We start from the raw sequence: 25100 nt of genomic DNA on the forward strand, positions 1-25100 counted from the left end.
TACAATTTGCATAACTCTATTATAATCATACTTCCAGTAATTTCAATATATTTCCCGCCAAAATATGTCCTTTTTTTTCAATTAAGTACACAATATTGCCTCTTTTATACTTGTACAAGTTTATTTTTTGACAATTTGCGCATCAAATCGCTGAGTATCTAGTCTCGTATGCGTGCTCTATGTCACTACAATGGTAATCAGAACCTTATTTCGTTCTATACCTCATTTTGATGTAGTCTATACTATTGAATGACACGTTTGATGAACGTATAATGTATTTAGTGCTTTGAAGCGTCACATCTCAACATTACTGGTGAGAAAAGAGTGGTTATCGTGCAAAACAATAGTGAGATTCCATTAAAAGAACAAAATATTGTGCTCATCGGCTTTATGGGTGTAGGTAAAACAACGATCGGTTCCCATCTAGCGCGCAAGCTGTATCGCGATTTCGTGGATATTGACCAGGAGATTGAACAAGAATACAACATGCCAACAACAGAGATTTTCAAAACTTATGGAGAGAAGCGTTTCCGTGAGATTGAAAAAGAGCATATTTTGAAGCTGTGCAGCAACACACGCCTTAAAATCATTTCCGTTGGCGGTGGTGCATTTTTACAGGAAGAGGTGAAGCAAGCTTGTTTGGCTTCATCGATTGTTTTCTTCTTGGATTTAAATTGGGATTCCTGGAAAGATCGGCTCAAGATGCTGATTGACACCCGTCCCAATCTACAAAACAAGACTTTAGGAGAAATTGAGGATCTCTTCCGTTCCAGACAGGACATTTACGCGGTGAATCACTCCAAGATCGATACGGATCAGTTGGATGCGGAAGAAGTCGCAGACTATATTATTCAAACGCTGAATCTAGGTTGGGAATTGTATGAACCTACTCGGGGATTGAATTAAGAGTTACACAAAAAGGAGGGCTCCAGCATGCTTACCGCATGAGGCCCTCCTTTTTGGTTCACTACGGATATATTACTGACTGGCGAGTAATGCCATCCGTCTTTTAAGAATGGCTATGCAGCACCGTCAATATCTCTCTCAGTTCAGTGACAGGAATCTGCCCCGGAGCGGAAGCTTTCTTAGCAGCACCAAAGGTCAGAGCCGAACCAAACAGTTCTCCGGTCAGGCGGCTCACGACACCTTTCCCCGCCATCGACATCGTAATAATCGGCCGATCTGCATGCTCTTCTGCCATGGTACGTGTGGCATCCAGCAAAGTGAGTACATCGGCTGTATTGGTCGGCATCACTGCTATCTTAGGCAGATCGCCTCCCAATTCCTGCGCCTTGCGTAACCGGGACACAATCTCCTCCTTCGACGGCGTCTTATGAAAATCATGATTAGATATAATCACATACACGTTATGCTTATGTGCTGCTTCTACCAGCGTCTTCACATCAGCTTCCTCATTAAAAAGCTCTACATCAATAAGTTCGACTTGCCCCGTTTCGGCTACTGTACGGTTCAATTCCACATAACTCGCCGCGCTAATTTCCTTTTCTCCGCCTTCCCGAGCGCTACGGAACGTAAATACGAGCGGAACATTTGCTAAAATAGACCGAATTTCATGTAAGGCAGCTTTCACCTTTTCCAAATCCTCCACATGCTCGAAAAAATCGACTCTCCACTCCACGATATCCAGGTCGAGCGTACGCAAATGGGTAGCTTCTTCCTTCAACTGCTCCAACGTTTCTCCCACCATGGGCACACAAATTTTTGGCGCTCCTTCACCGATCAGAACATCTTTCACCTTTACGATTTTTGCCATCTCTATCTCACTCCCAAATTACAGTTTCAAGTCGAACATGTACAATAATTCATAGTATAACGCATTCTGAATAAGCATGCAGATGATTAGGTCCAGTCGTCATTTATTTGGGTTCAAGTACAATTTTAGGGGACAATTTGCGACTTGCTGGAAAAACTAAACTGTACCGAAAATTAACAAACACCGCCAGTGCGATCCCTAGCACATTCACAATAATAGCTAGCATAAAAACACTGGATATCTGAGAATGTTTCAAAAGAAAGCCTGTAAACACAGGAATGATCGTGTATGACAGCGAGGTTGCTGTATAAACAAACCCGGTAATCTGTCCTTTTCGTTGACTAAAAAATTCACTCATTACGGTTAACGTCAGCTGAAGTACACCCGATATTGAAAACCCAATGACACTCGCACAAATAATGGCCGCAGCCCCTGACTTGAAAAGGAGCAGCGCTCCAAAAGCCAACAGAGAAATACATGGATAAATAAGAATAATGTGAACAGGTTTAACCCATCTTCTTAACACAATTACCAATACAAACACGGAAACCAGTGAACCGACATTGTAATAAACTAATAATCTGAGAGACTCTGATTCGGTCATACCGATAAACTGTTGTCCAAAAGTAGGCAACCATAATTGAACAATATAAAGCAAGGTAGGTCCCGTAAATCCGAGCAAGATAAGGCATAGCCCCTCCTGCCAAAACCGCGGCTTACTCCGATCATTTGCCTCCAATTTTCCCGCTTGCTCAACGCTCGATACAGAAGTATCACCAACTGGCTCCTTGGGTGACTGAACCCGCATGTCTGGAAACTTCATTCTGAACAAGTAGATTGCATTCAAAGCAAATATGAGGGCTGGTAAAAAGAAAGAGAACCCGTAGAAAATGTCGTGATTCATAAAAAAGATAATCATTAACGGCAAAAATGCCGCCCCGATGGATATAAAACCTCTTACCAACACTGTAGCCGAACCAGAGGATTGGGGGAAAGCTTCGATCAGCGCTGGATAAGTACCTGAATCAAGAAAAGAATTCGCTACACCTGCCAGCACAGCCAGTACGATCGCCATCTCAAAGCTAGGACTCAGCGGTATACCGACCAAGAATACAGCCATCAGTAGCCCTGCTACCACAATAAACGGCTTACGACCATAACGGTCGGAGAGCACCCCGGATATGTACAACGTAAACAGCCTGCCAAATCCCATCGCAGAAACCAAGAGACTGATGCCCGCCTGATCTGTATGCAAATGCTCTGTTAAAAAAGACATGTGGGACGCTAGCATAATATTAAACATGCCGAACAAAAGATAGTTTACATAAAGGCCGGTCGCCACTGGAAAAGAAGAACGTTTCATCATGAATTCACCTGCTTTTGTAAGTAAGTCTTGTAGTATTAAAAATGTGAATCATTTCACATTACCTGTGTCGATGATGAAGTATAGAACACATTTTAAGATTTATCAAGTTTAAATATTGCGGGACCTCACCCTAGACGCGCTGATGCGTTTTCAGATAGAACTCCTTGCCGTAACTTAGTGCAAAGTTCCGAAAGTCCACTACTGCCGGGGATAAATATCTATTTTTGATGCTGGCTAGGTAGATAAAACGCTCGTATTCTGGATTTACAATAGGCAATGTTTTGACGTTAAAATAATCTAACGATGAAATTCGAGGCATAACCCCAATTCCGTAATTGACAGACACCAATCCTGCCATTGCTGTATCCTCTTCAATCTCGCAAATAATCTGTGGCGTAACACCCGCTTTGGCGAACAAATTTTCAATAATGGGCCGGACCCCACTCTTTTTGTTGAAGAAGATCACCGGATAATCGGCTGTATCCTTGAGATCAATTTGGTTTAGAGACGCCAGTGGATGATCAGGCGAAACAATGACAACCAGTTCCTGCTGAGCCAACGGAATAAACTCCACATCCGGTTCATTTTCCATGTGAGAGCAGAACGCCACATCATAATGTTCCTGCTTCAGCCCCTGGATAATATCGTTCGTATTCCCTTGGTGAAACGAAAAGGAGATATCTTTACGGGCATCCAGAGCTGAAAAGGCTTGAATAATTGCTGGAATGAAATGTGAGCCTAACGTGTAAATGAACGCCAAATCTATATTTCCATGGCTTGGACTCACTAACTCCCGTAAATTGTGCTCTCCCTTTTCTAATTCATCCATCGCATGCTCCACATACTTCAGGAAAAATCGTCCGTATTTGTTTAACCGAATATTTCTCCCCTGCTTCTCGAACAGATGAACTCCCAAATCTTTTTCTAATTCTGAAATCGCATGACTTAAACTGGGTTGAGTAATACATAGCCGCACAGCTGCCTGGGTAAAATGCTCCATCTCTGCAAGTACACGAAAATATTGTAAGTGCTTCAGGTTCATAATGATGTACTCTCCTTCTTTAATTCATATTTTAAATTATAGACCCAAACTATGAAAAACGATAAAAATATGCATTGGATTTATAATAACACTCCTTATATAATAATGACATAGAAAGAATGTGAATAATTTCACTTATCTGTAGGCGTAATGTAATACCGCTGGACGATGCCTACCTAGGCCATTGATCTAAAATTTAAGTTGGGAGTTACACTTATGAAAAATCCTTATATCAGAATGGCAGCAGGGCTTTACATCAACTATTTTCTTCTGGGTATGATCAATGTTATTCTATCGTCGAATATGAGCTTCCTGACCGTTCAATTGAACACGGATAAAGCAGCCATCGGCTATCTGGTGTCCGCGATTGGGATCGGTAAGCTGCTCGCTCTCGGGGTAGCCGGAAAAATGTCAGACAAATACGGAAGAAAACCACTCATTGTTATTGCATCATTTGCTTATTTAATCTTCCTGATCGGCATTCCACTTGCCCCCAACTATACGTTGGCATTCGTGTTTGCCATTATCGCAGGGCTTTGCAACTCTATGATGGATGCGGGAACGTATCCTGCACTAATTGAAGGCTTCGGAAAAAAAGCCGGATCTGCAACAGTGCTGGTCAAAGCATCCATCTCGATCGGTGCCATTGTGATTCCGTTCATGATTGCATTCTTTATTAATCACGACATGTTCTACGGATATTCCTTCTTTATTCCAGCAGGGATTTATCTGCTGAACGGTATCTTCTTGTCGATAACAGCTTTCCCCAACCACAAAGCTGAGGAACAAAAGGCTTCAAACGAGGCTGCCCAATCCACCGATACTTTTCGCAGCGAGCCTAAGTTTTGGCAAGAAGGTTTATCTCTAATTATTATCGGTTTTACTTCTACTGTATTGTTCATGATCGTGCAGCTATGGCTTCCTACCTTTGGACAAGAGGCCCTTGGCATGGACAAAGCCAGTGCCATTAAACTGTTGAGCTACTATAGTATAGGTTCATTGGTTTCCGTTATTCTGTTAGCTGTGGTACTTGGTAGATTCATTAAACCGATTACCGTCATGATTGTATATCCGCTTATTGCTCTGCTTTCTTTGCTGGCTTTAATTACATGGCACAATCCTGTCGCTACTTTAATCAGTTCATTCCTGATCGGCTTGTCCACCGCAGGCATATTCCAAATTGCCCTCACGGTTATGACGGAATTTTTCCGCAAAAACAAAGGAACAACGACTTCTCTCGTGAACATAGCAGCCAGTCTTTCGTTCATCCTGATGCCTTTGGCTACCGGGGGCATGTCCAAAAGTTTGGGAATTACCTCGGTATTCATTCTGGATATTGCGATTGCTGTAGTCAGTATTTTGCTGGCCGTGTTTGTTGCTTATCGATATAAAAAAGTGTTTTATTAAACCACACAGATTACTTGGAGGCTTATATTATGAAAAATGCTGGACGTATTGACGGAAGAACACAATTAATCGGACTGCTTGCTACACCAATCGGACACTCTTTGTCCCCGGCTATGCATAATCTTGCGTTTGAAAAGCTGGGTCTAAATAACGCGTATATGGCCTTTGAAGTAGGAAATGAACAACTTGAAGAAGTGGTACGGGGAATGCGCGCTCTGAACATACGCGGTTATAACGTGTCCATGCCTAACAAAACAGCTATATTGCAGTACCTTGACGAGCTGGACGACAGTGCTAAATTTACAGGTGCCGTCAACACCGTCGTAAACACAGATGGTAAACTGAAAGGCTACAGTACAGATGGATCTGGTTATGTTCGTAACTTGCGTGAACACGGCATTGACCTAAAAGGTAAGAAAATGACACTTGTCGGCTCTGGCGGCGCAGCTACACCGATTGCTATTGAAGCGGCTCAAGCTGGTCTGGCTGAAATTTCAATCTTTGCCCGTAACGATCAGTTCTTTGCTCGTGCAGAAGAGAATGTCCGTATTATTAATGAAGATATGAAACACACCCAAGTCAAGGCGAATATCTATCCATTGGAAAATCAAGAACAGCTACGTGAAGAGATCCGCACAAGTCATATTCTCGCTAACGGTACAGGTGTTGGTATGAAACCGCTGGAAGGCAAAAGTGTGATTGAAGATGTGTCCATGCTTCGTTCCGACCTGATCGTAACCGATGTAGTGTACAGCCCAGCTAAATCCAAGTTGATGGAGCAAGCCGAATCCGTAGGTGCAACCGCCATTAACGGTCTGGGCATGATGCTGTGGCAGGGCGCACTTGCCTTCGAACTGTGGACAGGCCAAGAAATGCCAGTCGCTTATATTAAAGAACAGCTTTTTGCTGACAAGCTGTAAACATAAAGCTACTAACAAACGCATCAAGCAATGAATTCCTTCTATTATATACTCATGCATATACTCAAAAGACTATGCTCGGCGAATGAACACTTCTGCCGGGCATAGTCTTTGTATTAATCCTTATAAGGGTCAAATTCATTGGCCCCAGCCATGCATACCCCAATAGGCTTCAGTTCATGCATAACTTCCACGGTCTCGGAATGAGCATCCAGTACCTCGCGCAGTTTACGGTAGACAAACGGGCTTTCATCTGTACCGGCTCCGCGCAGCTCGACACCATAGTTCCGAACGGCCTCCTTCATCTGTACGTCCGTGATTTGTCCACCACTCCGTGTGCGGGTTTTCCAATTCATTTTACCGGCTGCCTGGGTACGACTCATAATACGACCTGCGCCATGGACTGTACTATAGTAGGAATCCCGATTTTCTACCGTATCTTTTCCGCGTACAATCACCGAAATATCGCCCATGCTTCCTCCAATAAAGCCCATCTGGCCAGGTGCCGAGGGAGTGGCGCCTTTACGGACCACAATGGTGTCACGCCCATCATGTTGTTCTTTCCATGCGTAATTATGGTGGTTATGCACAGTAAAGTCCGCTTCGGTCCCCATAATACCAAGCACTTGTTCTATCACATAGTCACGTCCCGCATACGCATATCGTCCGGCAAGACGCATCGCACGGTAGTACATGTCCCCCAACTCACTGCTCATATCCAGCAGCACAGGCGGTTGATCCATATGCTCTCCCGGCGCCTTTCCGAGAAACTCTCGTCCAGCGGCCAAGTTTAGAAACCCACTTGCTGTTTTGTGTCCAAAGCCCCGACTGCCGAAATGATTGGCAATCCAGACCTGTCCTGTCGCTTCCTCCACAAATACATCAACAAAATGATTACCACTCCCTACTGTACCCAGCTGTTCCCTCGCCAAGGACTTCAGTTTGTCATGTTCTTGTTTCCCAATCGCCGCATATACTGCCCAATCCGGGTCATCGAACAGCTCATGGTCTACCTGAATCGCATTCACACGACCTACGCCAAACGAAATGTGACGTGCAATCTCATTCATCACGGCTGAAATACGCGGCATAATATCTGCTGCAAACAGCTTGGTTCTTACCGCCTTATTCCCGCAGCCGATATCATACCCGACACCTGAAGGCGAAATTTGTCCGTCATACACCATCACACCGCCAATCGGCTGACTGTATCCTTTATGATGATCTGCCATAAGCAGCGCCTGAATCACATTACCGTTTTCGGTACATGTACGAGCTTGAGATAATGCCCCTGGATCAGGTGCACCCCATACTCGTACTCCATTGATTTCTTGATAAGTCATCGTCGTTTCATCCTCCTGTAAGTCACTCCATGTTTAAACTTGTAATTGCATTATGTACGTTTTACCAGCTTCCGAACAGGGCGTAAGTATTACAAGTACATAGTAGGTATCCCCTAAGAAAATGAAAAAGGATATCCATGCAGCCAAACAGACTGTAGGATATCCTCTTCAACTATAACACTCGTATTAGACGGCTCTGCTACGCCATGTGAGGACTTGGCTTACTGTGCCGCTGAATGCGTACGCTTAAAATCTTCCTTCACCGCAACCAGTAGTGTTTCATTCACCAGTAGCTCCAAGCCTGACAAGGCTAACGCTTTGGCTCCAGTCACTAAGGCTTCCTCACCCTTCTCAGAGCCAGCCGCTTCTCTGAATTCCACCGTATGAGCGATGAGATCATCCGGACCGATCTTAATGTAAGCATGTGCAGTCGGGATAACATGACTCACATTTCCCGCATCCGTCGAACCCAGTCCGGCACGAGGGCCATGATCCAGCTGTTCTCCCAGCGCTTCCAGTTCACGACCTACTACCTCATCCAGGGTATCGTTCAGAATGAAATCACGCACTTCATTTTGAAAACGTTCGATTTTCACAGTGGCTCCTGTTGCCAAAGCAGCAGCATCTGCGATATGGCGAACTTTCGTGGAAACCTCCTCTGTGCGCTGCCAAGTACTTGCCCGAATGAAAAAGCGTGCCGACGCATAGTCCGGAATGATATTGGGCGCGTCTCCTCCGTGCGTAATGATGCCATGAATACGCACATCGGTCGGCAGTTGCTGACGCAAAGCATTGATACCGCTGAACAACTGCAGCACCGCATCGAGCGCATTGATTCCCTGCTCTGGTGATCCTGCGGCATGAGCCGCTTTGCCGTAAAAATGAAAATCTAGCGGATCAACTGCCAGACTTGGTGAGGTCAGCCGGGTCACACCGGATGGATGAACCATCAGTGCAGCATCTATCCCTTCGAACAGCCCGTGCTTCACGAAGCTGCCTTTTGCACTGCCATTAGGACCGCCTTCTTCCGCTGGTGTACCGAACACATACACCTCACCTCCCGTTTCGTCGATCACCTGCGCCAAGGCGATGGCTGCTGCCGTGCTTGCGGTTCCGATAATATTGTGACCACAAGCATGGCCCAGACCGGGCAATGCATCATATTCAGCCAAGTATCCGATTTTCGGACCTGGTCTAGCAGAAGCCTTACGGGCAACAAATCCGGTTTCGTGTCCCGCTACATTACGAGTTACCTCAAACCCCGCTTGCTCCAAAATACCCGTCAGTGCCTGGGAAGCTTGAAATTCTTGATTGCCGATTTCGGGATTAGCATGAATAAACCGGCTCGTTTGCGTGTAAAGCTGACGAGACTCCTCAATTTCCTTAATAATCCGCTGTCTATGTGTATCGACCGTATTCGTTGTACTCATCGCAATCTCTCCTCGTTTCGAAAATAGATTAGTATGCTTCCAACCCTACTTCTGTTCAACATTCTTATTTCTTTTGCGCTTTAACATCTGCTACCAACTTATCCAATGTGGCCTGTAGCTCTTCGGCAGACTGGTCTACCACGACGTTAGCTCCTTTGGAATCCTGTTTTACCGCCTCGGCTACATCAGCATCATGGTACAAATCCACGATCGTTTTGTAAGTCGCATTATCCTTATCATCCGCACGGGCAGCAAACACGTTCACATATGGTTTCGCTTCTTCGCTGCTTGCGTCATCCTTGTAGATGGCTCCGTCCAGCTTGAGCCCAGCATCCGTAGCAACACCGCTGTTCACAGCTGAGGCGGCTACATCAGACAAGACGCGCGGCGTCTGCTGGGCGACAACTGGGACAATCTCTAGCTTTTTAGGGTTCCCTTCTATTTCATCCGTGGTCGGATACAGGCCCGCATCCTGCTTCAACTTAATCAGCCCTGCAGACTGGAGAAGTTTTAAAGCTCGTCCCTGATTGGAGGGATCATCCGGTATAGCAATTTTGGATCCGTCAGGAATATCCGATACGTTTTTGAATTTTTCAGAGTACAGTGCCATCGGAGCGATAATCGTTGCACCAATAGGGACGATATTCACATCATTTTCTACATTAAACTGACTGAGAAAGGCCAAATGTTGAAAGGAATTCAAATCTACCTCTTTATTGGCGAGCGCCTTATTGGGTAATGTATAATCCGAGAAACTGATCAGCTCAATTTCAATATTTTTGGCCTCTGCTTTCTTCTTGAGCACATCCCAATACGTGTCTTCAGATCCTGAAACCCCGATTTTAACATGTACTTTTTCATTTGCATTTGAGCCCGAACCGTTAGCTGAGCAAGCAGATAGAACCGCTACACTAAGAATAGCCAGTAAACCCAAGCGAAATATTTTTTTCATTTTCATGTCCCCTTTAATCGTTATGTATAATACTCTGTTCCCATTAGCGCCGTAGAAATTTACGAGACAAGTAGTTCCCCGCATATTGGGCGACCTGTACAAAAAGGATCAGCAAAACAATCGTGACAATCATGACCGAAGTATCGAATCGTTGATAACCATAAGTCATTGCCAGATTCCCAAGGCCTCCTCCGCCCACCGTACCAGCCATGGCAGAGAAATCAATCAAGGCCACGGTAATAAACGTCAACCCAAGAATCAAAGGTCCCAGCGCTTCCCGAATCAACACACCCGTGATGATCTGAAATGGAGTCGCACCCAGTGCCTTGGCAGCTTCTATCATGCCCGGATCTATGGAGACCAGATTATTTTCCACAATTCTCGCGACAGCAAAGGCCGCTACAATAGTCATTGGGAAAATAGCCGCCGAGGTTCCAATCGTGGTTCCCATGATTAAACGCGTAAACGGGCTAATCGCCACTAAAAAAATGATAAACGGAATCGGGCGAATGATATTAATCAGCAAATTCAGAAACATAAACACAAATTTGTTTTCAAACAAGCTCCCTTTACGTGTCACATACAGTACTAAACCAATCATAAGCCCCAGAATACTGGCAAAAATCAGCGTGACAACAACCATCAAAAGCGTTTCCCCTGTAGCCTCCACTACCTTGAGCCAAAATGTATCCCAATTAACTCTCATGATCGACGACCTCCCTGACTTCCACCGTCGTTCGTAGTTCCTCCACGACCTTGTTAACTTCATCGTCTGCACCGATTAACTCGACAATTAAGCTTCCGAACAGCGCTCCCTGTAGCTCATTAATACTTCCATATACAATGTTGTAATCCAGATTATGCTTCCGTGTCGCTCTAGAAAGCACCGGTTCACTAGTCGCCCCACCCCGAAAAACAAGTCTGTACAATCGACCAGCGTGATGCTCCCGAATCTTGCTCAGCAGTTTGGGTGAAAGCTGATCATTCAGTACAGAGCGAATAAAATTTTTCGTCGTCTTCGTCTGTGGATTGGCAAATACATCGAAAACACTGCCCTGCTCAATCACCCTACCATTCTCCATCACCGCCACACGGTCACAAATACTGCGAATCACGTTCATTTCATGAGTAATAAGTAAGATCGTAATCTGGTACTCTTCATTTACTTTTTTCAGCAGCCTCAATATATCTTCTGTCGTTTCCGGATCGAGGGCCGAGGTCGCTTCATCACAGATGAGAATATCGGGCGAATTCGCCAGTGCTCTGGCAATGCCGACCCGTTGCTTTTGCCCGCCAGATAACTGCTCTGGATAGGAATCCGCTTTGTCCTCCAATCCAACAAATTGCAGCAGCTCCTTAACACGAGCATCTATCTGTGTTTTGGGCAGTTTAGCCAGTTTTAGAGGATAAGCCAGATTCCCATATACAGTACGAGAGTTAAACAAATTAAAGGTTTGGAATACCATCCCGATCCGCCTTCTTAAATCCCTTAGTTCCTTGGGTCGTATCTGAGTAACATCCTGATCATTAACGACAATTCGTCCCTCTGAGGGGCGTTCTAGTAAATTGACAAGCCGGAGCAGCGTACTTTTACCTGCACCGCTAAAGCCAATCACGCCGAAAATTTCTCCTTTTTCAACCGATAACGAAACCTCTTCAAGTGCATTTACCTTACGATTGGGTAAGGTAAATATTTTGCTAACTTGTTCAAACTTTATCAAACTGCTTCCTCCTTACGTCTACAATGTATGTATTCCTCCATCCCATTTTAGTAATCCGGTGGATTTAATCGGATTTATACCCTAAAAAAATTCCCTAATCTTCGTTTGAACGAAGGTGGGATTATTTAACTGTATATTGCATTGTTAACACCTTAAGACAAGAAGGAGAATCTGTCAATAAAAAATGAATATAGCTTTCTGACTCCTGTCATCACAATTGCTTACACTTTTAGGGCTACAAAGCCAAATAAGGCTAACCGTATATTTGCAAACCGGCAGCCCTTTGTGCATTGTAATCTCGATCATTCCACTGACTAATGTGCAGAAGTATTTTTCAAATCTGCTTCATAACGAAGGCCGAATTGTTGTCTTGCCTCCTCCATCACTTCAGCGACTGTAAGTGAACACTCCAAGGAGTTAATGGAACTGTTGCGTTCACCACTCTTGATCAAATCAATAAATTCCTGAATTTCGTAATACATTGGCTCGCGCGTCTGAGCTTTGGTCAGATCCTCAATCGTGCCGTCCCGATAATGAATTTTCACCTCATAGGGCTGACTGATTTTGTCGATCACCATCGTTCCATTCTCACCCTGAATTTCAGCAGGCAGATAGGAATCTGTAATTTTGGAATACATGACGATAGCATCCATATCAGGGTACTTCATCACGATACTGCCCTCGCCATCGACACCAGAGGATAAAAGTACACCAACCGCCCGAACCTCCTCAGGTTTGCCGAACAAAGTCACCATAGGATACAAACAATACACTCCAAGGTCCATCAGGGAACCATTGGAAAAGGCCGGGTTAAACGCATTCAATACCTTACCTTGCTTAAAAGCATCAAAGCGGGAGGAGTATTGACAGTAGCTTGCAAAATAACGCCGAACCCGGCCTATTTTATACATATGATCCTTTATTATTTTAAAGTTAGGCATAAGTGTGGATTTAACGGCCTCCATCAGCAGAACATCGTTGTTGCGCGCGGCTTCGATCATGCTCTTCACCTCTGCTGCATTAGACGCAAAAGGTTTCTCACACAACACGTGCTTTCCGTGATTCATACATAAGATCGCCTGCTCCGCATGTAAGGAATTGGGGCTGGCAATATATACGGCATCGACCTGGTCACTTGCGGCCATTTGCGCCAGGTCTGTAAAAACCTCCGGCTGGCTGTTATATTTATCAGCAAAAGCTTTGCCCTTATCCTCTGTGCGTGAGTATACCGCCGTCAGGGAAAATTCGTCCGTCTCCATCGCAGCTTGAATAAACCTTTCAGTTATCCAGTTGGTTCCAACAATACCAAAACGCATCACAGTATCCCATCCTTCCCGTGAGTCATTACAATTCATATGTACCTATTCTCGCATTCCAGCCTAATCTTGTCCACTATACCGTTAGTCATATCTCGTGCCTCAACATGTTCATTCGACAAAAAAAGACTGCGGTCTATCAGCTTAATTTATACTGATTGTACCACAGTCCTTATTATTTATTTGGGGTTATAACTCTACTTTTTTGATATTACTTTTCCTACTTCTTCCAAAATAGCATCCATGGAAGCAGGGTCATGTACATCATACTCATCAATGTTCAGACGCAGTACAGGACAGGCATCAAATTCGTTGATCCAATTGGAATATCTGCGATGCATTTGCTCCCAATAAGAACGCTCGGTCTGGATCTCCATCTCGCGACCACGCTCCTCAATCCGACTCAGTATGGAGGGCAAGCTGCCTTCCAAATAGATCAACACATCAGGGTGCGGGAAAAACGGTGTCATCACCATCGCCTCAAACAGGCTAGTATACGTTTCGTAATCGGTAGGGTTCATCGTTCCCTGATCGGCATGCATTTTCGCAAAAATGCCTGTGTCCTCATAAATAGAACGATCCTGTACAAAACCTCCACCAGACAAGAAAATATTCTTTTGTTCCTTGAAGCGTTCCGCGAGAAAATAAATTTGCAAATGAAAGCTCCATCTTTCGAAATCGTGATAAAATTTCTCCAGATAGGGATTATGATCAACCTGCTCCAAAGAGGTTTTAAAACCAAGACGTCCGGCCAAAGCACCCGTCAGCGTGGATTTACCTACACCCACTGTGCCCGCTACCGTAATCAGGGCATTCGCAGGAATGTTGTAATTATTCACTATATAAGCTCCTTTACATCGGAAACAATTTGTTTAAATTGTGCCTGATTTTCTACAAAATCAATTTCATTCCCGTTCACGGTCAATATACGAGGGGAAGGGGACTGTTCAGCGAGAAACTGCATGCCTTTATCATAATCTATGATCAATTGCTCCAGATAGGCGGGGTCCATCTCCTGTTCAAAAGAGCGTGCACGCTTGCGAATTCTCCCCAGCAAGGTATCCAAATCTGCTCTAATATAAATGATAATGTCCGGCTTAGGCATATCATCTGTGAGCAAATGATAGATTTGACGATATTTTTCGAGCTTGACACCCTTAAGCGTACGTTCGGCAAAAATCAAATTCTTGTAGATATGATAATCAGAAATAACGGGCTGAGCTTTCTCGATATATTGCAGACCAGTATCCTCCAGCTGCTTATACCGATTGCAGAGAAAGAACATTTCCAGCTGAAAACTCCACTCATCTATATTTTGATAAAATTTATCGAGAAATGGGTTCTCCTCGACAATCTCTTTGATTATCGGCAAATGTAGCTCGGTTGAAAGCATCGAAGCTAACGTCGTTTTACCTGCTCCGATTGGCCCTTCAACGGCTATAAATGGGGCTTGTTTCATGTGGTTCTGCTCCTCCTTGTACTCCAGTCCATCCTGTGGACAACTATCCTATTGTATCACAAGGTAGTACGCTAAAGGCATACCAAATCTATGGATAAAACAAAAAAAACAGAGCGCTACATTTTGCTTCATAGCGTCTCTGTTTCTCATTTAAACCAACCTTTTTCATTAAAACGGGTAATTGCCTCGATCCGGTTACTGACACCCAACTTATCGAGAATGACTGAAATATAATTGCGCACCGTCCCTGTCGTTAAATACAGTTCACCAGCAATCTCTTTTGTGTTCTTTCCGTCAGCAATGAGCGCCAAAACGGTTTTTTCACGCTCTGTTAGCGGGTTGACTTCGGCATAAGCATCATCGACCAGTTCCGGAGCATAGATACGCCGACCTGCCATAATACTTCGAATGGAGGAAGCCAGCTCTTCACTGGGACTGTCCTTGAGCAGATAACCGTGTGTCCCCGCCTTGATCGCTCGTTCAAAATACCCGGGGCGAGCAAACGTAGTTAAAATCAGCACCTTGCAGTTCAAGCCTTTGAGTTCCTCAGCCGCATCCAATCCGCTCTTGATCGGCATTTCGATGTCCATAATGCATATATCGGGCTGATGCAGCTTCACCAGCTCTAAAGCTTCTTCCCCGTTGCTAGCTTTTCCGACTACTTTCATGTCCTCTTCCAAGTCCAGCAGGGAGGCTAGAGCACCCAGTAGCATACGCTGGTCCTCCGCGATAACAATTCGAATCATGGCCCCACCTCCTCATTCGGCTTTTCAGTGATATTGGGCACTTTAATGACCAAGGTCGTTCCCTGATCTGAACGCAGCTCCATACACCCGTTCACGAATTCGAGCCTTTCCTTCATGCCTTGCAGGCCATTTCCCCGAAAGGCCCCATTTTCCCCCGTAGCGCCGACTCCATTATCCTGAATCCGAAGGGTTAATTCCTTACGAGACGGCTCAATGGTGATGGAACAAGCGGTGGCTCTACTGTGCTTAACCACATTTGTCACTGCTTCCTTCATACACATACTAAGTACATTTTCATTCATTAATGACGTATGTTCCAGCTTCGGGTCGCCCTCTAGAGTCAATTCAATGTGAGCAGCCTTTAAAATCTGCCGAATACGTAGCAGTTCATCCTCTAGTCGCATACCGCGCATTTGAGTAACCATTTCCCGCACCTCTTTTAACGCGCTTCTCGCTGTGAGACGAACATCGTTAATTTCGACATGAGCACGCTCCGGGTACTGATCCATCAGTTTGCCCGCCAAATCGCTCTTCAGCCCAATGAGTGACAGCTTCTGACCTAAGGTATCGTGCAGGTCGCGCGCAATTCTTTGCCGTTCCTCCAGCTTAATCAATTCCGATATTTTCTTATTGGCATCCTCTAATTGGACTTGGAGCCGATCGCTTTTGTTGCGATTAAAATTCGTAATCGGAAGGAGAATCACACCGATCAGATTGAGCAGGATAAAAGGAATCTGTTTAATAAAAACGGGATTCTGAGATACAAAACCGTAATTGATCAATCCAATCGTAATAACCATTAAAATGATATACAGCGTCGTAAATGCAGCCTTACTTTTAATATTACCGATCAGATAGGCGATAAATATGGAAAAATACATATAGCTAAACAGCAGTGTCATGGTAATCGATATGGCAATCTGTACACTGGTCCAAAAGTATATGAGCCAGCCTTTTGAGACAAAAGCCAGTACATAACAAGCAAAGAATACCAAAATAATAGCAGTACCCAGAATAATATGACTTGTAGATGACGAGCTAAAGTAGTAAAAGGGCAGGATATAAAAGACGACCCACACATAAGGGCTAAGCCCGGTATTTCTTTGGAAAATCTGATACCATTTTTGCATCCTGCCCACCCTCTTCTACTTCACATGACTTATATCCCTTATCTTATCATACCAAGTTTTGTACAACGTTATTTTCTTTCTGTGCTTACAACAGGTGTAGGGATGGGTTTCGTAACTGCAACACGTTTGCTGAGGAGCGGCTTCACTTGTTTAAAGGTCAAAAAGGTTTTCGTATTTTCATCCCAAAGTCGGAACTTCAACGATTGCAGACTGCTACTCACTGTGATCGTGGTCGCCTTTTGAAGTAACGGTGTCGCTTCATGCGCTTTCTCCAAATTATAATTTGGCACTTTGGGACTCAGGTGATGAACGTGATGAAATCCGATATTGCCCGTAATCCATTGCAATACTTTAGGAAGCTTGTAGTAAGAACTGCCTTCTACGGCTGCATTAATATAACTCCACTCTTCATCGTGCTCAAAATACGAATCCTCAAATTGATGTTGTACATAGAACAACCAGATTCCCAACATACCGGATACAAAAAAGATAGGTGCCTGTACGAGAAGGAAGGCCTGCCATCCAATAGCCCAGCACAACAGTGCATACAATGCAACGATGGATATATTCGTCACATGAGTGTTCATTTTTTCCTTGCGTTTGGCTGTCTTGATATTAAAGCGATAGGAAATCAAAAAAGTATAGATCGGACCTAGTCCGAACATAACCCAAGGATTTCGATATATGCGATAGGCCAACCGTGTCCATGTGGAAGCCTCTGTGTACTCTTCTACCGTAAGCACCCACATGTCACCTGTGCCTCTTTTATCCAGATTACTGCTGGTTGCATGGTGGATCGCGTGACTATTTTTCCATTGATGATAAGGACAGAGCGTAATAATACCTGTAATCGTTCCCACAATGTCATTCAGCTTGCGGCTTTTGAAGAAGGATTGATGACCACAATCATGAAAAATAATAAACGTCCGTACCACAAACCCCGATGCAACAATGGCAATGGGAAGCGTCAGCCAGTACGAAACCGACAGACTAAGATAAGCAGCATACCACAATAGGATCAGTGGCCCCAAGGTATTGATGAGTTGCAGAACGCTGGATTTTGTGTTTATTTTCTCATAGGGAGCCATATTTTTTTTCAATTGGGCTAATGGGAGTTGTGTCATACTCATTATGATCCTCCTTTAAAATGACGCCTATACCTTGATCCTGTTAGGCGTACATGTTGATCTAATCTCAGTATAAAGTAAAGCCTCTAGGCGCTGTAGTCATAAACGTCAGCTCGGGTATATGACATTTGTCATATAGACAAGTAACACAACCCGTTTTCCAAATGTTCGCGGGTTTCTTTTCTGATGATTATTTGTTAAAATATAAGCTATAATAACGCTGTATGTGACTGGCGAAGTCAGTGGAATGAACCACGAGGGAGCATACAAAAAAAGCGTACCGTTCGCCTGGGAGAAGTATTTGCAGAGGATTCGTCTGTCTTGACGACCTTGTGCAAATACTTTTTTTCGTTTTACAAGACCATGACACCCTGTTGATAAATCATGCGATAAATTCAGAGGAGGCTCGGACTATGGCTATTATCATGAAATCCAAAGAAGCAGCTGAGCAAGTATATGCAACGATCCGTTCACAGGTAGAAGAAATGAAGCAGCAAGGACACCGTCCCCATCTGGCGACCCTATTGGTAGAAGGTGATCCGGCATCTGCCTACTATGCCCGGACCAAGCAAAAAATAGCGGAGAAGCTGGGCATCTCATTTCATCTCCATACTTTTGATCGTCATGTTAGTGAAGCCGAGCTACTGCACCTGATCGGCAGTCTGAACGATGCATCCCATGTACATGGCATTATGCTGGAACTGCCGCTTCCCCAACATCTTTCTGCCTCCGTTATTAAACAATCCATCGCCCCCTACAAGGATATTGATGGGATTACACCTGATAACAAACTGGCTACCGTAACAGGTGACGCCGGACTATATCCCGCAACACCTCAAGCCTGTATCGAGCTGCTCAAGCATTACGGTCACACATTGGCAGGCAAAAATGTTACTCTCGTGGGCATCGGACAAACAGTGGGACTTCCCCTTTTCCACATGTTGCAAAGAGAAAATGCCACCGTTACCGCCTGTCATGCAGGTACACGCGATATTGCAGAGCATCTGAGCCATGCAGACATTGCCTTCGTCGCAGTCGGATGCCCTGATGTGATTACACAGGATATGGTTCATCCCGGTCTGATTTTGGTAGATGCGGGAATTAATGAGACGCTAGAGGGAAAAATAGTGGGGGATGCCGCTTTAGACGTTGGGGAAAAGGTCCATGCCATTTCTCCGGTTCCCGGCGGCGTTGGCACCTTGACGACTGCGATTTTGTACAAAAATCTGCTCAAAGCAATACATCTGCAACACTACTCCAGAGAGGTGGTCTACTCATGAGTGAACTGTCGTGGAACAATTCCATCGGGCATTTTCTGAAAGAGGCTGCAAGTGCAGCGCCTACCCCCGGCGGAGGAAGTGTATCCGCACTGGCTGCGGCACTAGGCGCGGCTATGACCTCCATGACCGCCAACCTTTCACAAGGAGAAAAATATGTGCACATCCATGAACAAATCACGGATGTCATTAGTAGCATGGAAAGATTGTCTACACATTGTGAGGAACTAATGGTCGCAGACATCCAATCCTTTGAACAGTACATGACCGCACTGCGCTTGCCCAAGGAAACAGACGAAGAAAAGCGCTATCGTACCCATTCCTTACAGACAGCGGTGATCGCTGCCATTGAGGTACCCATGCGCCTGCTGGAAGTATGCCGGGACGGATTGTCGCAAGCCTACAACATTGTGGAAATGTCCAATAAAAATGTGATTTCGGATCTTGGCATCGGCGCGATCCTGTTCGAAGCAGCAGCTCAATCTGCCCTGCTTACCGTCGACATTAACCTTGCTTCACTGAAAGACTTGGATGTCAAATACTCCTATGAGACCAAGACAGCCGCACTCATCCGTGAAATCGGACAAATCAAAGAACAAACCTTGTTGATGGTGCGCAGTCGAATAGCGAATTAGTCTGCTCATAACCGTGTTTAACCTGTTCGAACCAACATATTCTGCTTACTCGTTAAAAGAAATAGCCTCCAAATCCATCTCTAATCGTGGGTTTGGAGGTTATTTTATTGAAATTCATACATTCTGGAAAACTTTTCTATATGATCTACGTCTATGGATAGGGGGATATTCTCCAAACTATCATTTTTTATTTTATACACATTGATCAAGAAATGAGGAAAATCGTATGAAAAGACGGGCTCTATTACTCAGTATAATCACGTTATTACTGCTCAGTACAAGTGTATGGGCGGCCGGAGATAACTCCACATCCCATATTCGCTCCTATGATTCCGGGAGTCTGATTCAATCCGATGGAAGCTTGTGGCTGTGGGGTTATAATCAGTCCGTACCGACTCGTGTAGAGGGTAAGCCGGACGTTGAAAAAACATTTTCTAATATCATCAACGAGGGCGATCTGGTATTTACCTTACAAGACCACTCTGCTTGGTATGTGCCTAGAAATAATATTGCTGAATCCGTGAAATTCGTTCCTCTGGAAGGATTACAGAACCTCGCAGCTGTAAGTAGTTTGAGTGATCATGTTCTCGCTCTGAGCAGTGAAGGCAGCATATCTTCCGCTGATCGGCTCGACAATGGAAACATCTTTAGTCCTTTTCAAACCCTATCTGGCATCGACGAGGTTGCCAATATAGATAGTTACTATGAGGAAAGACCGGATTATGAGGAACGCTGGATATTTCTAAAGAAAGACGGCAGTGTATGGAAAAATACAAAAGCCTTGCAGGGCTTCGAACCTATTTCATCATTAAAGGATATTACGTCAATCGCTAAAAACATAGCCTTAAAAAAAGATGGCACCGTGTGGACGTGGCCCAAAGAATTTGATAAAAATGCAACTCCGTCCGAAACTCTATCCGTATCGCAAATTCAAGCCTTATCGGATATCAAGACAATCAAGGCCAATAGGTATTCCAATCTCGCGATTGATCAGCAAGGTCGGCTATGGTTCTGGGGTGCTACAGTTACAGGTTACTCAGATAATACAACCTATCACAATGAAAATACCCCTGTACTATTATCAGGAGTAAAGGATGTTAAAGACGCCTTTTTCGCCGAACGCTCCATACTCGCCCTCACCACAGCTGGGAATGTATATGTTGCGTCTCTAGATGGTGAAAAGTTACCATCCAATGCCCCCTTTACATTACTTGCTAAAAATATTCAAAGCATCAAAGCAGGTCCACGGCACGTAATCATGCAAAAAGCAGATGGGGCCCTATGGGGCTGGGGTGTCAACAAACACGCGCAGCTCGGTATAGGAGACTATGAGTTTCTGTATAGTTCACCAGTTCCTGTACAAAAACCGATTCTTGTCCATCTCAATGGTTCGCCTGTCTCTCTGAGTAATGGTGTCATTACCCGCAACGGGCAAGCGTTTATTCCCCTTCGTTCTGTTTTTGACAAACTGGGGGCTGAGATCGCTTATGATTTCAACAGCAAAATAGCGAAAATGAATCAGTCTAAGACAGAAGATCATCCTGTCTCTCTAGAAGTAAATTTCAAAACCAGCCAAACAAAAGTGAACGGTAAAGCCGTAAAACTCACCAATCCGCCCTTCATGGTGAATGGAATTGGTTATCTTCCACTAAGACTACTCAGCGAAATGCTGGGGGCCAAGGTAGATTGGATACAAAAAGAAGATACTATTGAAATTACGACGAAATAGTAAATAAAAACCAGTCCAAACATGATTCATGTTGGACTGGTTTTTTATAGATAACCCCTACATATCTGCTAATAAGTCAGGCAGAACTTTATAATTTCTAGCAAGCCAGTTCATTTCTTTAGCAAATCGGATAGGCACAGAATGTTCATCTATGTTGGCGTTGATCCACCAAACACTTTCCATATACCACAGCCATTGTAATGATCTTGTTAAACACCCCCCTACCATCGTATGCTCTTCCCTGTACCCCGCCATAAATGCTGAAACAAGGGGAAGTTTTAACTGCTTATCCCAGGCAAAAGACATGACTGCTCGGGCAATATCCAACTGTGGATAGTCATAATCTAGTCGGTCAAAATCCAGAATTGCACTTAGCTTATCATCGTTGAATAGAACATTGTCCGCCCAAAGGTCACGATGGGCCCAACCGGGTGGAGGTGCATCCATCATCTCGATGTGTATCATTTCTGTTGCTTTTCGCTGGGTTTCGATATCAGGCAAAAGCTCTTTTTTATCGGCTTCCTCCGCTTGTTTCCATACTGAATCCCAATGGGCTAGACGTTCCTTACGGCTGGAAAGCACAAGCTTCGGGGTACTTTTGCTCCTGATTGTCCCGTCGTTTAACCAGTGGTGCATTTTTCCGGTTGCCTTGCCTAGTTCATATAATTGGTAAACATTAGCTTCCCCTGGTGAGACCAACGTCCCTGGACAAAATCCCATCACTAGGAAGCGCTCTCTCCGCTCAGATTCCATAAAGACTTGCCCTTCATGATTAAATAACTGTGGACACGCCAGACCAAGCCCATGCAATCTTTCTTGTTGATAAAACGCTCTCAAAAGATCATCAAAATTATAATCCTTATATCTTTGTTTATTATATTGTTTCAATAAATAAGTCCCATTGTTCGTGGTGATTTTCCATTTTAGATTTAACCACCCTCGTTGGATGGGAACAGATTCAATTATATTTAAACCGAAAAATCGATGAAATGCTTCCATTAGGTCAGCCTGAATGATTTCATTTGTCGAGGATGTTTCCACTAGACTCACTCCTTGCTAATCTGCGCATGATTACTCACTTGAATAAGATAGAATCACATATTAGTCTATTTTACTTCATATTGTCATTTATTTGTTATTCAGTTATTCAGTAATTCAACAAAAAAGCACCTCACCCCGGTCAGCTGTCCGTGTAGTGAAATGCTTATCCATGTGAATCTCACACCTATTGTTTAGCTTTATTCTCTTTTTCTCTTTCGACCAGCATATCTACGATCATATCAATTTGTCCGGTAATAGCGATTGGATCATAGCGATAATACGTATCAAAATCGTTAAAGAACACTTTATTGTTCTTCACCGCTGGAAGATTCCCCCACACAGCGGACGACTTTAGTTGCTTGAGCGCGTCACCCTTTTTCTCGGGGTCATACGTAGTCAGGAACATATAATCTGCGTCATACTGTGGCAATACCTCCATCGAAAGCTGCACCGTTTGTTCCTTGGAGTTCACTGTTTTCTTTGGCATGTTCAGTTTAAGCGCATTGTATACAGCTTGGCCGCCGCGACCCGCATTGTCGCCAAAGATCCAAAGTGCGTGCTTGTCCGTCAGCTCATACAAACCGAAAGTTGCCTTTTCGTCAATCACACCTTTAAGACGTGCGCGACCTTCAGCGGCCTTTTTATCAAATGCAGCAATAAATTGCTCAGCCTTCTCCTTTTCCCCGGTGATATCGCCGAACAGCTTGACCGTGTCATAGATATTAGTCGTCGTGCCGTACGGAATGTACAGGGTAGGTGCGATTTTAGACAAAGCCTCATAATTCGTATCCTTCATAACCACGATCAGATCAGGTTTGAGTTCCAGCGTCTTTTCCAAATTGGTCGGATCACCCACCTCTTTGGTTCTTTTTTCCTTCAGCAAATCGGTCAGAAAAGGATTTTGAAACGCAGTCGGCTCTACACCCACCACGTTAGCACCTACGGACAGCAGTTCTCCGCCGTAAAAATCCGTTACAATACGCTGGGGCTTAGCAGGAATTTGAATATCCCCCTTAACCGTTTTAAAGCTTCTAGTCTCTCCAGTAGTAGCCGACTCTTGCTTATCTCCTGAAGATGAAGCCGGATTACTTCCATTATTATTTCCGCCGCAAGCGCTGATGAGTACAGACAATACAAGTAACATAGCTGTCATCATAAAATACGATTTTCTTTTCAACTGATTAACCCCCTATATATTGTGAAGATGATCTTCCCGATACGCATGATAATGATTATCAATATCGTAAGAAATATATCAAGCGTCGTCCTTGCTGTCAACTGAAAAACGAACTTTGTACATCCCTCCTTAATAAATCAAAAGACCTGCCAAAATGATGGTCAGGTCTTTTTCGTGGAGCCGTCTTCAAAAACCTACACATTGGGGCTAGGCTGCTGAAGGCTGCTTTCTGGTGATCGCTGTTTTGTCTTATATTCTTCTCCCCAATCCTTCATCAAGTTAATAATCGGGATGAGCGTTTTTCCGAATTCGGTGAGAGAGTATTCGACCTTAGGAGGAACCTGTTGGTAGACTTCACGGTGAACGACTCCGTCCTCTTCCAGCTCACGCAATTGGAGTGTCAGCATACGCTGAGTAATTCCCGGACAGATCCGCCGAAAATCACTAAATCGCTTAGTCCCATACATGAGATGATATAAAATAATCCCTTTCCATTTGCCCCCAATCACGTCCAGCGTGAACTCAACTGGACACGCCTGATCATTTCCAGCGGTACATTCCCCAAAGCCGCCTTTCCGATTACGCATAGGCTTTTCTCCTCCTTAGTATCATTTTATATACTACAGCACATTAATGTGCGTACTTCAAAAACGGTCATGTATATTCTAATATTAAGCATGTCACTTGGTAAGCGTCAATTTTAATCAACATCCATAAGGAGTGGAATAACGATGGAAACCTTAGCTACTACTAAAGATCAAATCTTATCTGCATACGAGTTCAGACATGCAACGAAGGAATTTGATAGTCATAAGAAAATTAGCGATTCCGATTTTGATTTTATTCTTGAAACCGGTCGTTTATCTCCAAGCTCGTTTGGCTTTGAACCCTGGAAATTTGTTGTCGTTCAGAGTAAAGCTATGCGTGAGAAGCTGCTGCCTTACTCTTGGGGGGCACAAAAACAACTGCCAACAGCCAGCCATTTTGTACTCATCCTCTCTAGACTTCCTGAAGATATGGTAGCCTCCTCCGATTATATCAAGAGTATGATGGAGAACGTGCAGCAATTACCTGCTGAAGTGATGCAAGGCAAAGAGAAAGTATATGACACCTTCCTAAAATCAGATTTTGCGCTGGAGGAAAATAAAAGAGCCTTGTTCGAATGGGGTTGCCGGCAAACCTACATCGCACTGGGCAACATGATGACTGCCGCAGCTCAAATCGGCATTGATTCCTGTCCTATCGAAGGTTTTAATAAACAGGAAATCGAACGCATCCTCTCCGAAGAAGGCATTATGGATGCCGAGCATTTCGGTATTTCCTGTATGGTGGCATTTGGATACCGCCTGAACGAGCCGCGTGGCAAAACCCGGCGATCTGTAGATCAGGTTATTGAATGGGTGTAAAACCTTTACTCTAAAACAAAGAGGCGTCCCACAGCCATTTCTATGGCTATGGGCGCCCCTTTTTCATAAAACCTCAAGTCTTAAAAAAAATCTGTCATTCAA

Annotated in this window: 24 protein-coding genes and 1 riboswitch; of the genes, 7 read left to right on the top strand and 17 right to left on the bottom strand. The window is 44.3% G+C overall.

Annotated features, from left to right (window positions below; translation table 11 throughout):
* Positions 1–333: 333 nt before the first annotated feature.
* On the top strand, positions 334–906 hold the full coding sequence (locus C1T21_RS22365; RefSeq protein ID WP_029517614.1) for a shikimate kinase: 573 nt from the start codon (positions 334–336) through the stop codon (positions 904–906).
* A 103-nt stretch (positions 907–1009) separates the two neighbouring features.
* Here C1T21_RS22365 and aroD read toward each other — a convergent pair whose 3' ends face one another.
* The 3 genes from aroD to C1T21_RS22380 all read right to left on the bottom strand — a co-directional run bounded on the left by aroD (position 1010) and on the right by C1T21_RS22380 (position 4182).
* Complete coding sequence (gene aroD / locus C1T21_RS22370; protein ID WP_103049800.1) at positions 1010–1774, bottom strand: type I 3-dehydroquinate dehydratase; 765 nt, start codon at positions 1772–1774, stop codon at positions 1010–1012.
* Positions 1775–1877: 103 nt separating this feature from the next.
* A complete protein-coding gene (locus C1T21_RS22375; RefSeq protein WP_103049801.1) occupies positions 1878–3140 on the bottom strand; it encodes an MFS transporter in 1263 nt (420 codons plus the stop codon).
* A 130-nt stretch (positions 3141–3270) separates the two neighbouring features.
* A complete protein-coding gene (locus C1T21_RS22380; RefSeq protein ID WP_103049802.1) occupies positions 3271–4182 on the bottom strand; it encodes a LysR family transcriptional regulator in 912 nt (303 codons plus the stop codon).
* A gap of 216 nt (positions 4183–4398) precedes the next feature.
* On the opposite strand from C1T21_RS22380, the gene C1T21_RS22385 reads away from it, so the two are divergent.
* A complete protein-coding gene (locus tag C1T21_RS22385; RefSeq protein WP_103049803.1) occupies positions 4399–5589 on the top strand; it encodes an MFS transporter in 1191 nt (396 codons plus the stop codon).
* A 29-nt stretch (positions 5590–5618) separates the two neighbouring features.
* Positions 5619–6509 (top strand): shikimate dehydrogenase, encoded by an 891-nt coding sequence (locus tag C1T21_RS22390; RefSeq protein ID WP_023987138.1) that lies wholly within the window; start codon positions 5619–5621, stop codon positions 6507–6509.
* A 116-nt stretch (positions 6510–6625) separates the two neighbouring features.
* Here the strand turns inward: C1T21_RS22390 and C1T21_RS22395 are convergent, their stop codons facing one another.
* The 11 genes from C1T21_RS22395 to desA all read right to left on the bottom strand — a co-directional run bounded on the left by C1T21_RS22395 (position 6626) and on the right by desA (position 17736).
* Positions 6626–7852 carry an RtcB family protein gene (locus C1T21_RS22395; RefSeq protein ID WP_103049804.1) on the bottom strand — a complete coding sequence of 409 codons (1227 nt, stop codon included), beginning with the start codon at positions 7850–7852 and terminating at the stop codon, positions 6626–6628.
* A 221-nt stretch (positions 7853–8073) separates the two neighbouring features.
* On the bottom strand, positions 8074–9282 hold the full coding sequence (locus C1T21_RS22400; protein WP_103049805.1) for a M20 family metallopeptidase: 1209 nt from the start codon (positions 9280–9282) through the stop codon (positions 8074–8076).
* A 64-nt stretch (positions 9283–9346) separates the two neighbouring features.
* Positions 9347–10234, bottom strand: a complete 888-nt coding sequence (locus C1T21_RS22405) for a MetQ/NlpA family ABC transporter substrate-binding protein (RefSeq protein WP_103049806.1) — start codon at positions 10232–10234, stop codon at positions 9347–9349.
* A 43-nt stretch (positions 10235–10277) separates the two neighbouring features.
* On the bottom strand, positions 10278–10940 hold the full coding sequence (locus tag C1T21_RS22410; protein ID WP_023987133.1) for a methionine ABC transporter permease: 663 nt from the start codon (positions 10938–10940) through the stop codon (positions 10278–10280).
* The gene (locus tag C1T21_RS22415) at positions 10930–11955 is read right to left on the bottom strand and encodes a methionine ABC transporter ATP-binding protein (RefSeq protein WP_103049807.1); all 1026 of its coding nucleotides are present in this window, start codon (positions 11953–11955) and stop codon (positions 10930–10932) included. Before C1T21_RS22415 ends, C1T21_RS22410 begins: the two co-directional genes overlap by 11 nt.
* Before the next feature lie 314 nt (positions 11956–12269).
* Positions 12270–13271 carry a Gfo/Idh/MocA family protein gene (locus C1T21_RS22420; RefSeq protein ID WP_103049808.1) on the bottom strand — a complete coding sequence of 334 codons (1002 nt, stop codon included), beginning with the start codon at positions 13269–13271 and terminating at the stop codon, positions 12270–12272.
* 197 nt (positions 13272–13468) lie between these two features.
* Entirely contained in the window at positions 13469–14110 is a 642-nt protein-coding gene (locus C1T21_RS22425; protein WP_013308920.1) for a deoxynucleoside kinase, read from the bottom strand.
* Entirely contained in the window at positions 14110–14730 is a 621-nt protein-coding gene (locus C1T21_RS22430) for a deoxynucleoside kinase (RefSeq protein ID WP_103049809.1), read from the bottom strand. The genes C1T21_RS22425 and C1T21_RS22430 overlap by 1 nt, the downstream gene beginning before the upstream one ends.
* Positions 14731–14876: 146 nt before the next feature.
* A complete protein-coding gene (locus C1T21_RS22435; protein WP_025683815.1) occupies positions 14877–15476 on the bottom strand; it encodes a response regulator transcription factor in 600 nt (199 codons plus the stop codon).
* On the bottom strand, positions 15473–16606 hold the full coding sequence (locus tag C1T21_RS22440) for a sensor histidine kinase (protein ID WP_103049810.1): 1134 nt from the start codon (positions 16604–16606) through the stop codon (positions 15473–15475). The genes C1T21_RS22435 and C1T21_RS22440 overlap by 4 nt, the downstream gene beginning before the upstream one ends.
* A 68-nt stretch (positions 16607–16674) precedes the next feature.
* The gene (desA, locus tag C1T21_RS22445; RefSeq protein ID WP_013308916.1) at positions 16675–17736 is read right to left on the bottom strand and encodes a Delta(5) desaturase DesA; all 1062 of its coding nucleotides are present in this window, start codon (positions 17734–17736) and stop codon (positions 16675–16677) included.
* Between the two features lie 213 nt (positions 17737–17949).
* Positions 17950–18034: riboswitch (ZMP/ZTP riboswitch) on the top strand.
* A gap of 112 nt (positions 18035–18146) precedes the next feature.
* Here desA and C1T21_RS22450 point away from each other — a divergent pair.
* The 3 genes from C1T21_RS22450 to C1T21_RS22460 all read left to right on the top strand — a co-directional run bounded on the left by C1T21_RS22450 (position 18147) and on the right by C1T21_RS22460 (position 21374).
* Positions 18147–19013, top strand: a complete 867-nt coding sequence (locus tag C1T21_RS22450; RefSeq protein WP_103049811.1) for a bifunctional 5,10-methylenetetrahydrofolate dehydrogenase/5,10-methenyltetrahydrofolate cyclohydrolase — start codon at positions 18147–18149, stop codon at positions 19011–19013.
* Positions 19010–19645 (top strand): cyclodeaminase/cyclohydrolase family protein, encoded by a 636-nt coding sequence (locus C1T21_RS22455; RefSeq protein WP_103049812.1) that lies wholly within the window; start codon positions 19010–19012, stop codon positions 19643–19645. Before C1T21_RS22450 ends, C1T21_RS22455 begins: the two co-directional genes overlap by 4 nt.
* Before the next feature lie 226 nt (positions 19646–19871).
* Positions 19872–21374 (top strand): stalk domain-containing protein, encoded by a 1503-nt coding sequence (locus C1T21_RS22460; protein ID WP_103049813.1) that lies wholly within the window; start codon positions 19872–19874, stop codon positions 21372–21374.
* Positions 21375–21431: 57 nt separating this feature from the next.
* On the opposite strand, the gene C1T21_RS22465 is transcribed toward C1T21_RS22460, so the two are convergent.
* From C1T21_RS22465 to C1T21_RS22475, 3 genes are all read right to left on the bottom strand, one after another.
* Positions 21432–22415, bottom strand: coding sequence for a phosphotransferase (locus C1T21_RS22465; protein ID WP_103049814.1), 984 nt, complete (start codon positions 22413–22415; stop codon positions 21432–21434).
* Between the two features lie 184 nt (positions 22416–22599).
* Entirely contained in the window at positions 22600–23592 is a 993-nt protein-coding gene (locus C1T21_RS22470; RefSeq protein WP_103049815.1) for an ABC transporter substrate-binding protein, read from the bottom strand.
* 194 nt (positions 23593–23786) lie between these two features.
* On the bottom strand, positions 23787–24179 hold the full coding sequence (locus tag C1T21_RS22475; RefSeq protein ID WP_068938572.1) for a winged helix-turn-helix transcriptional regulator: 393 nt from the start codon (positions 24177–24179) through the stop codon (positions 23787–23789).
* A gap of 144 nt (positions 24180–24323) precedes the next feature.
* Here C1T21_RS22475 and C1T21_RS22480 point away from each other — a divergent pair, with 144 nt between their 5' ends.
* The gene (locus C1T21_RS22480; RefSeq protein ID WP_103049816.1) at positions 24324–24998 is read left to right on the top strand and encodes an NAD(P)H-dependent oxidoreductase; all 675 of its coding nucleotides are present in this window, start codon (positions 24324–24326) and stop codon (positions 24996–24998) included.
* The last annotated feature ends 102 nt before the right edge of the window (positions 24999–25100 follow it).

It is taken from the genome of Paenibacillus sp. F4 (assembly GCF_002894905.1).
Taxonomy (GTDB): domain Bacteria; phylum Bacillota; class Bacilli; order Paenibacillales; family Paenibacillaceae; genus Paenibacillus; species Paenibacillus polymyxa_B.